This is a genomic window from Rhizobium sp. B21/90, from assembly GCF_019355815.1.
Taxonomy (GTDB): Bacteria; Pseudomonadota; Alphaproteobacteria; order Rhizobiales; family Rhizobiaceae; genus Rhizobium; species Rhizobium rhododendri.
Genome location: NZ_CP072163.1, coordinates 1,010,198 through 1,023,084, shown reverse-complemented (window position 1 = coordinate 1,023,084; position 12,887 = coordinate 1,010,198). Strand labels below are relative to the sequence as shown.

The window sequence follows — 12,887 nt, the reverse complement described above, 5'->3', positions numbered from 1 at the left end:
ATCGATGAAAAAGCTGACGCACCGGACGATGGAGGATTTTGCGAAATCCAGCGGGATATCGCGTCCGACCCTGTCCAAGTTCTTCGACGATCCGACCAGCGTAAAGCCAGCCACCCGTGCTCTGATCGAGGCGGCGTTGCGGTCTTCGGACTACCAGCCCAATCTCTATGCGCGCAATCTCAACCGCAAGCGCACCCGCAACATCGGCATTCTCGTGCCTGCTCTCGGCGACCCCTTCTATGCTGAAATGGTCAACCGGCTGGAACTCCGCCTGCGCACCAGCGGCTACTGGCCGATCGTGATTTCATCGCATGGTTTGCCGGAACTGGAGGCCGAGGCCGTCAAAACGATGCTGTCGCTGAAGGTGGCCGGGGCGTTGGTGGCACCCCTCGGCTTCAAGTCCGATCCGCGCGTCTTCGAGAAACTCGGCCAGAACCTGGCGATGGTCTATTTCGACACCTTCATCGAAGGCAGCACGCCATTTGTCGGCAACAACAACAGCCAGAGCGTCGCGACGATCGTCGACTATCTCTGCCGGTCCGGCGACGCGCCGGCCTATCTCGACATTCCGCATATCAATCACAATTCGCCGGAAAGGCTGGCAAGTTATGTCGCCACCGTCAAGGCGGCCGGGTTCGAGCCGCGGGTGATCAAGACGAGCGCGGACTATACCTGGGATTTCGAGCGGATCGGCTATGAACAGATGGACGATATGCTGCGCAGGAAGTCCCTGCCGAGCAAGACGATCCTCTGTGCTAACGATCGCCTGGCCTTCGGTGTGATGGCGGCAGCCTTTGCCAACAACCAGAAGGTCGGACGCCGAAAGGGCGCTCATCTCAGGATCGCCGCCCATGACGACCATCCCCTCAGCCGATATGCATCGCCGCCGCTGACGACAATGGCGCAGGATTTCGCGGCAATGACGGCCAACAGCGTCGACACATTGCTCGCCCTTCTCGGCGAAGGAGAGACGACGACAGGCGCTATCGTCCATGCCATGCGCTCGGACGGCACCCTTGTGATGCGCCAGTCCGCCTGATCCACCGTCCACTTACTATGGAGTTGATGTCTCGAAGCTGTTCCACGCAATCACCGCCTCATCGATGGCCGCGCGTGCTTCCGGGATGTACTTGCCCATGGAAGCGAAGCCGTGGATCTGCGTCGGCCAATGGCGCAGGACCACGGGAACGGCGTCTTGCTTGAGGCGATCGGCATAGGCGACACCTTCGTCAGCGAGGATGTCGTGGCCGGCGATGGCTATAAATACCGGGGCGGCACCTGAGAGGCTCTCTGCCTTAAGCGGCGAGACGCGCCAATCGTCGATATCGTCCGGCGTGCGAATATAATGATCGCGAAACCAGTGCATGGTCGAGGCCGACAAGCCGAAGCCCTTTGCATAGCGCCGGTAGCTGTCTGCGGTCTGGGCAGCGTCGGTATTCGGATAGAGCAGCAGTTGCGCTGTCAATGGCGGCCGATCGGATACCCGGGACATCAGTGCCACCACCGCAGCGAGGTTGCCGCCGGCGCTATCTCCGGCCACGGCGATTTTTTCTCGGTCGATGCCGAGCGTATCGGCCTCTCCGGTCATAAATGCCAGCGCCGCGAGGCAATCTTCAAGCCCGGCGGGGAATTTGTGTTCAGGCGCCAGGCGATAGTTGGGGCAGACGACCGTGCAGGCCGCGCTGTCGGCAAACCACCTGCAGATGTCATCATGGGACTCGAGGTTGCCGATCACCCATCCGCCGCCGTGAAGATACAGCAGCCCGCGCCCGCCGCTCTCCGGTGCACCGAGGCCGCGATAGATCCGGATGTCGATAGGGCCATTCGGTCCCGTGATCGTGCGGTTTTCAATAGAGGCGACAGGCTGCAGATCGCCTTTTAATGCGGGCGCTCCCGCGTTGTAATCTTTACGGGCCTGTTCCGGCGTGCCGTCCTCGAAAGGCCTCGATCTTGCGGCCCTGCCGAGATCGAGCACCCGCTGGGCTCCGGCATCGATTCTGCCAGTCATCCTCCCCTCTCCTGTCATGCGAGCAAGCTGCGCGCTTCATCCTCGCCGAGCAATGGTGGCTGCTGGAAAGTCCCGTCGATTGTGATCGATTGCTGGCTCTCTCCGGATGCAAGGATGGCTTCCATGATGTCGAGAACATGCAACGCAAGATCGCCGGAGGCGCGCGGCGCCCTGCCTTCCTCGAGCGCCCGGACGAGGTCGGCGACGCCAAGCATCCGGTAATTTGCCCTGTCCGGTGCGGCATATGGCCAGTTTCTGGTGCCATAGAGTTCGCCGTCGCTATCGAAGTCCCGCCACTCGGCGCCGTGCTCGGACAGGGACACAGTGCCGCCGAATGTGTCGGGATCCGGCAGACGCAGCGAACCTTCCGTGCCGTGCAACTCGATCGGATGATTGGAGTGGCGGAAGACATCCCAGGAGGCGCCGAAATTCACCGTCGCGCCGGATTTGAATTCCAGAAGCGAGAGGACATTGGTCGGCGTGCCAACGGTGAAGGTGGTGTTCTGGAACGGGCCTTCAGCGGTGATCAGTCGCTCCTCCTGCCCCTTGGTGGCCATCGCCATGACGCGGACCACAGGGCCCAGCAGGTTGACCATCATCGTCAGGTAATAGGGTCCCATGTCGAAAACCGGGCCGCCGCCCGGCTGGTAGTAGAATTGCGGATTGGGATGCCAGTGCTCCATGCCGCGGCCCATCATGAAGGCGGTGCCGCTGACGGGACGGCCTATGGCTCCTTCCTCCATCAGGCGCCGCGCCCGCCGGCCGGCCGCACCGAGAAAAGTGTCGGGTGCAGATCCGAGCAGAAGTCCACGCTGCCGTGCCTCTGCCACCAGAGTGCGTCCGTCCGCCGCCGATGTGGCCAGCGGCTTTTCGGTGAAGACGTGTTTGCCGGCCGAAAGCGCTGACATCGTCACATCGAAATGCACTGCCGGGATCGTGAGATTGAGGACAAGATCGATTTCCGGGTCGGCCAGCAGCTGGTCGACGGTGAGCGCGCGGATATTGTATTGGCCGGCCCGCAAGGCTGCCATATCGGGCGAGATATCGGCGCAGGCTCTCAACTCGACACCGGCAAACAGGGCTGTGTTGCGCAAATAGGTCATCGAGATATTGCCGCAGCCAATTACGCCGAGGCCGATTTTTGCGTTGTTCTTTCTGGTCATAAAGCCCACTCCTCCCATTGATTTCGCTGGTTGCCGCACCTCGCTACGGTCTCCTTATCAGCGACTGATGGCCAGACTAAACCATTTTATTTCTTGACGCGCGACAAATTTTTATAAATCATGCGGAAATGCTGGCGCGGAGTTTTGGAGGTTGCCAGTCTTCCTGGGAGGGAAAACATGTCTGATGTTAAGGACGAGCCTTCGCGCTCGAATTCGACTTTAAATTCGCACATGATTGATCGCCGCCGGCTTCTTATCGGGGCGGCCGGGGCTGCGGTCGGTGCCGCTGCCCTTGGCGTCACCTCGAGCCTGGGCGTGCGCTCGGCCCGAGCCGCCGACCGGACAGAGATCAGCTTTGCCAGCGCCAGCTTCTTCGGCAAGGAAGGCCTCGGCGATCTCGTCAAGGCGTTCAACGAGTCGCAGGACCGCATCATGGTGAAGTTCATCGAACTGCCACCACCGAGTTCGTCGACCGAAGTCTATCAAGGGCTGATCCAGCAGCTGGCCCGCCGCAACGGGACGCCCGACGTCTTCACGCAGGACGTCGTCTGGATTGCAGGTTTTGCCGCCGCAGGCTGGGCGCTGCCCCTCGACGAGTATTTCCCCAAGGAAAAGCGCACCGACTATTTCCCCGGCACGGTGGCTGCCTGCACTTATAATGAGAAGCTGACGGCGCTGCCTTGGTTCGTCGATTCCGGCATGTTCTATTATCGCAAGGACCTCGTCGAAAAGCACGGCGGCAAGGTCCCTGAAACCTGGGACGAGATGGCAACGATGGCGGCGGCCGCCCAGAAGGCCGGCGATGCCAAGTTCGGCTACCTCTGGCAGGGCAAGCAGGCCGAAGTGCTGATCTGCGATGCAGTCGAGATCATCACCTCGAACGGGGGCTCCATACTGGCGCCGGACGGGAAATCCTCCGTGGTCGGAGACAAGGCCGCGGTCGAGGCCATCCAGTTCCTCCACGACACGATCAACAAGACCAAGATCAGCCCGCAAAACGTTCTTTCCTGGGACGAAGAGCCTTCGCGCCAGCCATTCACGTCCGGCGAAGCGATGTTCATGCGCAACTGGTCCTACGTCTATCCGATTGCCCAGGATCCTAAGGCCTCGCAGGTTGTCGACAAGGTGGCGGTTGCGCCCTTGCCGCATTTTCCCGGCGGCAAGAGCGCGGCCTGCCTCGGCGGCTACCAGCTGGGTGTCAACGCCAACTCCAAGAAGCGCGAAGCCGCGATCGAGTTCTTGACCTGGATGTCGTCGCCGGCAACCCAGACCCGGCTGGCACTGAATTTCGGTCTGGCGCCTTCGCGTCCGGCGATCTTCGAGGATGCCAAGCTCAAGGCCGAGCAGCCCTTCATGGCGAGCCTGCAAAGCGTCTTCACCGGCGCCACACCACGGCCGATCACGCCACAATATGCCAAGGTCACGCTGGCGCTGCAGTCGAGTATCTCCAAAGCCCTGGTCAGCGGCGACGTGAAGACCGAGCTCGCAGCTGCCGCTGCGCAAATCAACAAGATCGTCGCCTGACATGGCGGTTTCAGCCACAGTCCCGGCAACGGGGCAGTCACGCAAAGCAAGGAGGGCGCTGCCACGCGCCCTCTGGCCATGGCTCCTGCTGTTGCCGGCTTTCCTGTCGCTTGCATCTGTGTCCTTCTATCCGATCGTCAACGGCCTCTATCTGTCGCTGACAAACCGCTCGCTGATCACCCAGGACAATGATTTCGTCGGCTTTGCCAACTACGTGCAACTGTTCAACGATCCGGCGTTCTGGAATGCCTGGCGCCATACGATGTGGTTTACCGTCGCATCCACTGTGCTGGAAACGCTGATCGGTCTCGGCATGGCCCTCATTCTCTGTGAAACCTTCGGGGGACGCGGGATTATCCGGGCGGCCATGCTCGTGCCTTGGGCAATGCCGACCGTGGTCACCTCCAAGATGTTCGGATGGCTGTTCGATGGCCAGCACGGCATCATCAATTTCATTCTCCTGCATCTCGGGCTGATCGACCAGAACGTCAACTGGTACGGATCGCCGAACACCGCTCTCCTCACCATCATCCTTGCCGACGTCTGGAAGACCACGCCGTTCATGGCGCTGCTGCTTCTGACCGGATTGCAGACCGTTCCGAAGTCTCTGATCGAGGCGGCGCGGATGGACGGCGCCAAGGCCTGGGTGATCTTCTGGAACATCCGCCTGCCGCTGCTGCTGCCAACGCTGCTGATCGCCGGACTGTTCCGTGCGCTGGACGCGTTCCGCATCTTCGACCTCGTCTACGTGCTGACCGGCGGCGGCCCCGCCGATTCCACCGAAACGCTGTCGACGCTGTCCTACAAGATCCTCTTTTCGACCCTGCAGTTCGGCTACGGCTCGGCAGTCTCCACGGCGATGTTCCTGACTGAAGGCGTGATCGCGGTGGTGTTCTGCCTCTTCCTCGTCCGGCAGATAAGGAAGACGACATGACCCAGGGCCGCTCCGTTCTCCAGAGTACTGTGATCTATGCCGGTGCGCTGTTTATCCTGATATGGTCGGCCGGGCCGTTCCTCTGGCAGTTCTCGACCTCGCTGCAGCTCGACAAGGCGCTGACCGAAGGCACGCCGTCTCTCATTCCGCATCCCTTCACGCTGGAGCATTACTATAATGCCTTCGTCGAGAAGGGCCTGCATCACTATGTGCTGAACTCGCTGATCGTCTCGCTGTCGACCACGGCGCTCTGCCTGATCGTCGGTTCCCTGTCGGCCTTTGCGCTGTCGCGGCTCGATGTGAAGGGCCGGTTCGGGATCCTGATGGTGATCCTGTCGGTGTCGATGTTCCCGCAGATCGCGCTCGTCGGCCCGCTTTATCTGCTGGCCTCGGATATCGGTCTCCTGGACACCCATACCGCTCTGATCATCACCTATCTTGCGCTGGGGCTGCCGTTGGTGACCTGGGTGCTGTTTGGCTATTTCGAAACCCTGCCGCGCGAAATCGACGAGGCGGCGCGGATGGATGGCGTCGGTGTCGTCGGCCTACTCTGGCACATCATCCTGCCGATGTCGCTGCCGAGCCTTGTGACGACAGGGCTGCTGGCCTTCATCACCGCCTGGAACGAGTTCCTGTTCGCGCTGGCCTTCACCTCCGATCCCGACAGCCAGACCATTCCCGTCGGCATCGCCAACTTCACGAACCAGTACTACGTGCCCTGGGGAGATATCGCGGCTGCGTCGGCTGTCGTCACCGTGCCGCTTATCATACTCGTGCTGGTCTTCCAGCGACACATCATCGAAGGCCTGACGCAAGGCGGAATCAAGGAATAGACAATGACCACGGATTTCAAGGTCGGCTGCCAGACGTTTACATGGGAGATGCTGGGCGCCGGCTGGAGCGGGACCGCCGATGACCTGTTGGCAGCAATCGCCGCCGGCGGTTACGAGGGCATCGAAATCACCGATACGATGATCGGCCGCTATGCTGACAAGCCTGCCGATTTCAAGAAGGCGCTGGCCAACCACGGACTGCACCTGGTGTCCTTCGCCTTCGGCTCGCAGACCGGGTTCACGGTTGCCGACCACATTGACGCCGATCTGGTCGTCGCGCAGCGCTGGGTCGATTTCGCATCCCATTTCGAGGGCGCACTGGTGTCGATCGGCTCTGCAACGGTCGTCTCGGACGGCCCACGCGGGGAGAAATTCAAAGTCGCCGCCGAGTTCTACAATCGTGCTGCGGCCATCGGCCAGGCATCGGGCGTCACGGTGGCGGTGCATCCGAGTTCGCATCATAACACTCTGCTGTTCGACCGGGCCGATTACGACACGATCTTCGGGCTGCTGGATCCCGCGCTGGTCGGCTGGATCCCGGATACCGGGCACATCCTGCGCGGTCACGACGACATCCTCGACACTCTCAAAACCTACCAGGCCCGCATCCGCTACCTTCACCTCAAGGATGTCGATGCCAACGACCAGTGGGTGATGCTTGGCGAGGGCGTGCTCGACACGCCGGCCGTGCTCGACATCGTCGGCAAGGCGCCGAACTTCAACGGCTGGCTGGTACTCGAGGAAGAATCCGAGACGGCGGGGCGCGATCCCGCCGCTGCCGTGAAACTCAACCGCCAGACAATGCGCGGCTATGGTGCATAAGGAAGAAGTGCAATGATCGAGAAAGAACAGCGTCGATTGCGGGTGGGCGTTCTCGGCTGTGGGCCGATTGCCCAATTTGCCCATCTCGAATCTTGTGTGAAAGCGCGTAACGCCGATCTCTACGCAATCTGCGATGCAGCACCGGATCTCCTGGCGCGCATGGGTGCGACCTACGAGCCGCAGAAGATGTACGGCGACTACGACGCCATGCTGGCCGATCCCGAGCTCGAAGCCGTGATCGTCGCCACCTCCGATGCCTACCATGTGCCGATGTCGATCAAGGCTCTCGACGCAGGCAAGCATGTTCTCTGCGAAAAACCGATCGGCGTTTCCGTCGAGGAAGGCCAGCAGCTGGCCGATGCGGTGAAACGCTCGGGCAAGATCCTGCAGGTCGGCCACATGAAGCGCTTCGATCCGGCTCTGGAAGCGGCGCGCGACTTCGTGCGCGACGATATCGGCCAGATCTTCGCGCTCAAGGCCTGGTACTGCGATTCCACGCACCGCTACACCAACACCGACGCCGTCCAGCCGCTGCCGGTAACCAGCAAGCTGGCACGCAAGCCGGGCGGTAATCCGAAGGCCGATCTTCGGCAGTATTTCATGCTGGCGCACGGCTCTCATCTGGTCGATACGGCGCGCTTTTTCTGCGGCGAACTGGTCGCAGTCCGAGCACGCCTGCTGGAGCGCGCCGGTGCCTATTGCTGGTTCGTCGAAACCGAATTTGCCAACGGAGCGCTCGGCCATCTCGATCTGACCGTTGCCGTCAGGATGGATTGGCACGAGGGCTTCCAGCTCTATGGCGAGCACGGGTCCGTTCTCGCAAAGACCTTCAATCCCTGGTATTTCCGCGCCAGCGAGGTCGATCTCTTCCACGAGAAGGACGCGACCACCCGCAGGCCTCTGGGCGCCGATGGGCATTTCTTCCGCCGCCAGCTGGAGGGTCTCGCCGATACGGTTCTGACCGGGGCTCCGATGCGTGGCGCCAATGTCGATGACGGCATTGCCTCGATCCGCGCCATGGTCGCCATCGCCCGTTCGGTTGAAACCGGCGAACGCGTCAAAATCGCATCCGTGACGGGATCGGTCTGATGCAGGTCGGTATCTTCGCCAAGACCTTTCCGGGGACAGATCCGCTTGCCGTCCTGTCGGCGGTCGCCGGCAACGGCTATTCAGCGACGCAGTTCAATCTTGCCTGCTGCGGCCTGCCATCGATGCCGGACGCCGTGCCGGAGAGCACTGTCACCGCTATCCGGACGGCTGCCGAGACGAGTGGCGTGTCGCTGGTGGCGTTGTCCGGGACCTATAATATGGCCCATCCGGACCCTGCCGTCAGACAGGCCGGGCTGCGGCAGCTGGAGGTCGTGATCAGAACTGCTGCGGCGCTTGCCATCCCGCTGGTCACGCTCTGCACAGGCAGCCGCAACCCTGTCGATCAATGGGCGCACCACCCGGATAACGCCGACCCTTCTGCCTGGGCCGACATGGCCCTGGAGATGGCCAAGGCCTTGGCGCTGGCCGAAGGCTATGGCGTCATGCTCGGCATCGAGCCCGAGCAGGCGAACATCGTGACCTCGGCAGAAGATGCCATGCGGCTGATCGCCGAGATGGGATCGCGCAAGCTGCGCATCGTCCTCGACCCGGCCAACCTCTTCGAGGCGGCCACGCCTGACGAGGCGCGGTCCATCGTGGCGAGAGCGGTCGATACGGCTGCCGGACACGTCGCCATGGCGCACGCCAAGGACCGCCATTCGGATGGCAGTTTTGCCACTGCCGGCAAGGGCGTTGTGGATTTCGGCGATTTCCTCGCCCGCCTTAAAGCCTCCGGCTTCGACGGGCCCCTCGTTACCCATGGGCTCGCAGCCGATGAGGCCTACGGCGTTGCAGCCTTCCTGAAGGAAATGGTCGGATGAGCGAGCCAGTCTATCTCACCCGCGACGATGCCGACCTTGCCGTCTTCGACTTCGGCAACGGTCTGCCGGTGCTCTTCCAGCACGGGCTGGGAGGCAGTGACGTGCAGGTGGCGCAGGCCTTTCCCGCCGGCCGTGGCTTCAGGCGCCTGACTGTGGAATGTCGCGGCCATGGCAGCTCGTCGCTCGGCAGCCGGCGCCCATTTTCAATCGCCATGTTTGCCGAGGACGTTCTCGCGGCTGCCGATCGGTGCGGCATCGAGCGCCTCGCCGTCGGCGGTATTTCCATGGGCGCCGCCATCGCCCTCCATCTGGCCCATTTCCACAAGGACCGCATCGCAGCTCTGGTGTTGGTGCGGCCGGCCTGGACCTTCGAAGCCGCGCCCGAAAACATGGCGCCGATCCGCACTGTCGGCAAACTCATCCTTACTCATCCGCTCGAGCGAGCACGCGACCTGTTTGTCGCCTCAGAGACCGCGTCCGACCTTCAACGGGACGCGCCGGACAATTTTGCATCCTTGCTGGGCTATTTCGATCGACCTGACGCTGCCGCCTTCGCAAAGGTACTCGTCGATATCGCGAGCGACGGACCAGACGTGACCAAGGCCTCGGCCGCTGCGCTTGACGTTCCGACGCTCGTCATAGGCAACCGCCAGGACGCCATCCACCCGCTGTCATCAGCCAAAACGCTTGCGGCCACCATTCGACGCGCCGCCTTCATCGAGGTGGCGGCCAAGGCTGCCGACAAGGCCCGTCATTTCGCAGAGACACAAAGCGCCATCTCGCAATTCCTCTCCTCTGAAACCCTCCGGAGCCGTTTCGCATCATGATCACGAAGACCCTCTCTGGCCCCGCCGCCATCGCCGCCCTCCCCCGCGACCGCCTGCTCGGCGAATTCTCACTCTGGTCGGCCGATCTTATAAACATGGAAACCGATCTCAAACGGATCGAGGATCACGTCGACCTGCATCATATCGACGTTGCGGATGCGCGCTTTACCCCCGGCTTCCTGTTCTTCCCCGATCTCGTGGCCCGCATTGCCAAGTCCACCTCAAAGCCCATCCACGTTCACCTGATGGTCGAAGCCGAGATCGTCGAGGAGCAGACCCGTCAGTTCATCGAGGCCGGTGCCGACCTCATCAGCGTCCATGCGGAAAACGGCGAGGCCGGTCTTCGGGCATTGGCGATCGCCAAGGAAATGGGCGCAGCCGGCGGTGTTGTCCTGCGGCTGGAGACGCCGGTGGAAGCGGTCAAGCCGTTCCTGCCGCATGTTGCCTTCGTGACGTTGCTCGGAACGTCTATCGGCGTGAAAGGTCAGAGCCTGTCGGAAAAGGCATGTAATCGGCTGATCGAGGCGCGCGCGCTCATCCGCGCTGCCGGTCGTGAAGCCGAAATCGTCCTTGCCGCAGATGGTGGCATTCGCGAACAGACCGTGCCGCTTCTGCGCGCTGCTGGCGCCGAGACAGTCGTCCTGGGGTCGCTGGCCTTTGGCGACAAGGATCTGGCCGCCCGGATGAAATGGCTGCATGCCCTGGAAAGCCACGCCCAGTGACAGACGCCGCCCTCGCATTCGACCTCGGTGGAACGGAGCTGCGGGCCGCGATGGTGAACCGCGCGGGCGACCTGCTGTCATTCCTGTCGGTGCCAACGCTGGCAGCGGACGGTCCGCGTGCCGTCATCGGACAGATGCAGGCGCTAGCCGCCGAGATCAGGGGGCAAACGCCAAACATCGAACCGATCGGCGTCGGTGTCGGTGCTCCCGGGCCGCTCGATCCCGTTTCCGGCATCGTCATCGCGCCGCCGACCCTCACCGGCTGGCATGACGTGCCGCTCGCAGACATCCTGCTGGAGCACTTCAAGCTGCCGGTCTGGCTCGAGAACGACGCCAACGCCGCCGCTCTCGGCGAGTGGCGATACGGCGCCGGCAGAGGCGCGGCCTCCATGGTCTTTGCCACCGTTTCGACCGGTATCGGTGGCGGCGTCATCGCCGATGGCCGTATCCTGCACGGGCGACGGGGGCTTGCGGCTGAAATCGGCCATATGACGATCACCAACGAGGGAGCGCGCTGCTTTTGCGGCGCGATCGGCTGCTTCGAAGCCTTGGCCTCGGGCACCGCGCTCGGCCGAAGGGCGACCACCGGCACGCGGCCTTTCGACGGATCCATGATGCGGGCGCTGTCGGCCGATGGCGATGTCACCGGCCGGCATGTCGTCGATGCGGCACGCCGGGGTGATCGGCAGGCGCTGGAGATGCTGGCGGTCGAAGCTCGCTGGCTTGGCATCGGTCTCACCAATCTGCTGCACCTCTATTCGCCGGACATCATTGTCGTCGGCGGTGGCATCTCCCACGGCTTCGATATGCTGCATGCACAGATCAAGGCCACGGTCGCCGAGCGTGCCATGTCCGCCTACCGCGACGTTCCGATTGTCGCGGCCCAACTCGGTCGTCACGCCGGGCTGATCGGGGCGGCGAGCCTGGTCCTGCACAGCGACGACAGGGATACCGCCACGTTTGCGGCCCACCCGAACAATTCAGGCGGGGACAGTCCCGCCAGCACAACGGAGGCTCGTCATGGCCAATCTTAAACTTCGCGATGCCCGCAAGGCCTATGGTGCGGTCGAAGTCATCAAGGGCATCGACCTCGACGTCGTCGACCGCGAATTCGTGGTGTTCGTTGGGCCATCGGGCTGTGGCAAGTCCACCCTGCTGCGGATGATCGCCGGTCTCGAGAATATCACCGGCGGCGATCTTGTCATCGATGGTGTCCGGGCGAACGATATCGATCCCTCCGAGCGTGGGCTGGCCATGGTGTTCCAGTCCTATGCGCTATACCCGCACATGACGGTGGCGGAAAACATGGGCTTTGCACTTCGGATCGCCGGCATCCCGGTCAGTGAGCGCGACGCCAAGGTCAATGCGGCAGCCAAGGTCCTGGAGCTCTCGCACCTGCTCGACCGGCGACCCAAAGATCTGTCCGGCGGGCAGCGCCAGCGCGTTGCCATCGGCCGGGCCATCGTCCGCAACCCGAAGATCTTCCTGTTCGACGAGCCGCTGTCCAATCTCGACGCCGCCTTGCGCGTCAACATGCGTCTCGAACTGATGCGTCTGCACCAGACGCTGGAAGCGACGATGATCTATGTCACCCATGACCAGATAGAGGCGATGACCATGGCCGACAAGATCGTCGTGCTGAATGCCGGCCGCATCGAGCAGGTGGGATCGCCGCTCGATCTCTACAATCACCCGGCCAATATCTTTGTTGCCGGCTTCATCGGCTCGCCGAAGATGAACCTGCTGCCGGTCCGCGTCGATGCCATTGGTCCGGTTGGCGTGACGGTGGTTGCTTTGGACGGTGTTGAGATACCCGTCGCTGTCGCCCCTGGCGAGATCAAGGTCGGCGATGAAATCACGCTCGGGATCCGGCCGGAGCATATCCGTATCGGCGAGACCGGTCAGTTCGACGGCAAGGCTATCCTTGCCGAAAGGCTTGGCGGATTGACGGTCTTTCACGTCGACATCTCGCCTGACATATCACTTGTGGTACAGACGGATGGCGCTGACAAAACCGCCCTCCATGCCCCGATCAAGCTCGGCATAGAGCCGCACAACTGCCATCTCTTCGACAAGGCCGGGAAGGCTCTCGCCAAGTTGAACTGACAAGGACCGCTCGCCATGCGATCGGTCATTCCTTCGAA

13 protein-coding genes are annotated in these 12,887 nt (G+C 62.3%); 11 read left to right on the top strand and 2 right to left on the bottom strand.

Annotated features, from left to right (window positions below):
• Positions 1–4: 4 nt before the first annotated feature.
• Positions 5–1,039 carry a LacI family DNA-binding transcriptional regulator gene (locus J5278_RS22825; protein WP_209186299.1) on the top strand — a complete coding sequence of 345 codons (1,035 nt, stop codon included), beginning with the start codon at positions 5–7 and terminating at the stop codon, positions 1,037–1,039.
• Between the two features lie 15 nt (positions 1,040–1,054).
• On the opposite strand, the gene J5278_RS22820 is transcribed toward J5278_RS22825, so the two are convergent.
• The gene (locus J5278_RS22820; protein WP_219258423.1) at positions 1,055–2,008 is read right to left on the bottom strand and encodes an alpha/beta hydrolase; all 954 of its coding nucleotides are present in this window, start codon (positions 2,006–2,008) and stop codon (positions 1,055–1,057) included.
• A 14-nt stretch (positions 2,009–2,022) separates the two neighbouring features.
• Positions 2,023–3,171, bottom strand: a complete 1,149-nt coding sequence (locus J5278_RS22815; protein ID WP_219258421.1) for a Gfo/Idh/MocA family protein — start codon at positions 3,169–3,171, stop codon at positions 2,023–2,025.
• 177 nt (positions 3,172–3,348) lie between these two features.
• Here J5278_RS22815 and J5278_RS22810 point away from each other — a divergent pair, with 177 nt between their 5' ends.
• From J5278_RS22810 to J5278_RS22765, 10 genes are read left to right on the top strand one after another with little or no spacing between them, the layout of a single operon-like run.
• On the top strand, positions 3,349–4,695 hold the full coding sequence (locus J5278_RS22810; protein WP_219258420.1) for an ABC transporter substrate-binding protein: 1,347 nt from the start codon (positions 3,349–3,351) through the stop codon (positions 4,693–4,695).
• A 1-nt stretch (position 4,696) separates the two neighbouring features.
• Entirely contained in the window at positions 4,697–5,629 is a 933-nt protein-coding gene (locus tag J5278_RS22805; RefSeq protein ID WP_142832224.1) for a carbohydrate ABC transporter permease, read from the top strand.
• A complete protein-coding gene (locus tag J5278_RS22800) occupies positions 5,626–6,462 on the top strand; it encodes a carbohydrate ABC transporter permease (RefSeq protein WP_219258412.1) in 837 nt (278 codons plus the stop codon). Before J5278_RS22805 ends, J5278_RS22800 begins: the two co-directional genes overlap by 4 nt.
• Before the next feature lie 3 nt (positions 6,463–6,465).
• On the top strand, positions 6,466–7,284 hold the full coding sequence (locus tag J5278_RS22795; RefSeq protein ID WP_219258410.1) for a sugar phosphate isomerase/epimerase: 819 nt from the start codon (positions 6,466–6,468) through the stop codon (positions 7,282–7,284).
• 12 nt (positions 7,285–7,296) lie between these two features.
• Positions 7,297–8,373 carry a Gfo/Idh/MocA family protein gene (locus J5278_RS22790; protein WP_219258409.1) on the top strand — a complete coding sequence of 359 codons (1,077 nt, stop codon included), beginning with the start codon at positions 7,297–7,299 and terminating at the stop codon, positions 8,371–8,373.
• Positions 8,373–9,194, top strand: a complete 822-nt coding sequence (locus tag J5278_RS22785; RefSeq protein WP_219258407.1) for a sugar phosphate isomerase/epimerase — start codon at positions 8,373–8,375, stop codon at positions 9,192–9,194. Before J5278_RS22790 ends, J5278_RS22785 begins: the two co-directional genes overlap by 1 nt.
• Positions 9,191–10,021, top strand: coding sequence for an alpha/beta fold hydrolase (locus J5278_RS22780; protein WP_219258405.1), 831 nt, complete (start codon positions 9,191–9,193; stop codon positions 10,019–10,021). The genes J5278_RS22785 and J5278_RS22780 overlap by 4 nt, the downstream gene beginning before the upstream one ends.
• Complete coding sequence (locus J5278_RS22775) at positions 10,018–10,743, top strand: ribulose-phosphate 3-epimerase (protein ID WP_219258403.1); 726 nt, start codon at positions 10,018–10,020, stop codon at positions 10,741–10,743. Before J5278_RS22780 ends, J5278_RS22775 begins: the two co-directional genes overlap by 4 nt.
• Positions 10,740–11,777 carry an ROK family protein gene (locus tag J5278_RS22770; protein ID WP_219258401.1) on the top strand — a complete coding sequence of 346 codons (1,038 nt, stop codon included), beginning with the start codon at positions 10,740–10,742 and terminating at the stop codon, positions 11,775–11,777. Before J5278_RS22775 ends, J5278_RS22770 begins: the two co-directional genes overlap by 4 nt.
• Positions 11,764–12,849: an ABC transporter ATP-binding protein gene (locus tag J5278_RS22765; RefSeq protein WP_209186308.1), complete on the top strand. Its 1,086-nt coding sequence runs from the start codon at positions 11,764–11,766 to the stop codon at positions 12,847–12,849. The genes J5278_RS22770 and J5278_RS22765 overlap by 14 nt, the downstream gene beginning before the upstream one ends.
• The last annotated feature ends 38 nt before the right edge of the window (positions 12,850–12,887 follow it).

Bases quoted from the DNA above. Each gene is read 5' to 3' on its own strand.
- J5278_RS22825 (WP_209186299.1), top strand. From the start codon at position 5: ATGAAAAAGCTGACGCACCGGACGATGGAGGATTTTGCGAAATCCAGC.
- J5278_RS22820 (WP_219258423.1), bottom strand. From the start codon at position 2,008: ATGACTGGCAGAATCGATGCCGGAGCCCAGCGGGTGCTCGATCTCGGC.
- J5278_RS22815 (WP_219258421.1), bottom strand. From the start codon at position 3,171: ATGACCAGAAAGAACAACGCAAAAATCGGCCTCGGCGTAATTGGCTGC.
- J5278_RS22810 (WP_219258420.1), top strand. From the start codon at position 3,349: ATGTCTGATGTTAAGGACGAGCCTTCGCGCTCGAATTCGACTTTAAAT.
- J5278_RS22805 (WP_142832224.1), top strand. From the start codon at position 4,697: ATGGCGGTTTCAGCCACAGTCCCGGCAACGGGGCAGTCACGCAAAGCA.
- J5278_RS22800 (WP_219258412.1), top strand. From the start codon at position 5,626: ATGACCCAGGGCCGCTCCGTTCTCCAGAGTACTGTGATCTATGCCGGT.
- J5278_RS22795 (WP_219258410.1), top strand. From the start codon at position 6,466: ATGACCACGGATTTCAAGGTCGGCTGCCAGACGTTTACATGGGAGATG.
- J5278_RS22790 (WP_219258409.1), top strand. From the start codon at position 7,297: ATGATCGAGAAAGAACAGCGTCGATTGCGGGTGGGCGTTCTCGGCTGT.
- J5278_RS22785 (WP_219258407.1), top strand. From the start codon at position 8,373: ATGCAGGTCGGTATCTTCGCCAAGACCTTTCCGGGGACAGATCCGCTT.
- J5278_RS22780 (WP_219258405.1), top strand. From the start codon at position 9,191: ATGAGCGAGCCAGTCTATCTCACCCGCGACGATGCCGACCTTGCCGTC.
- J5278_RS22775 (WP_219258403.1), top strand. From the start codon at position 10,018: ATGATCACGAAGACCCTCTCTGGCCCCGCCGCCATCGCCGCCCTCCCC.
- J5278_RS22765 (WP_209186308.1), top strand. From the start codon at position 11,764: ATGGCCAATCTTAAACTTCGCGATGCCCGCAAGGCCTATGGTGCGGTC.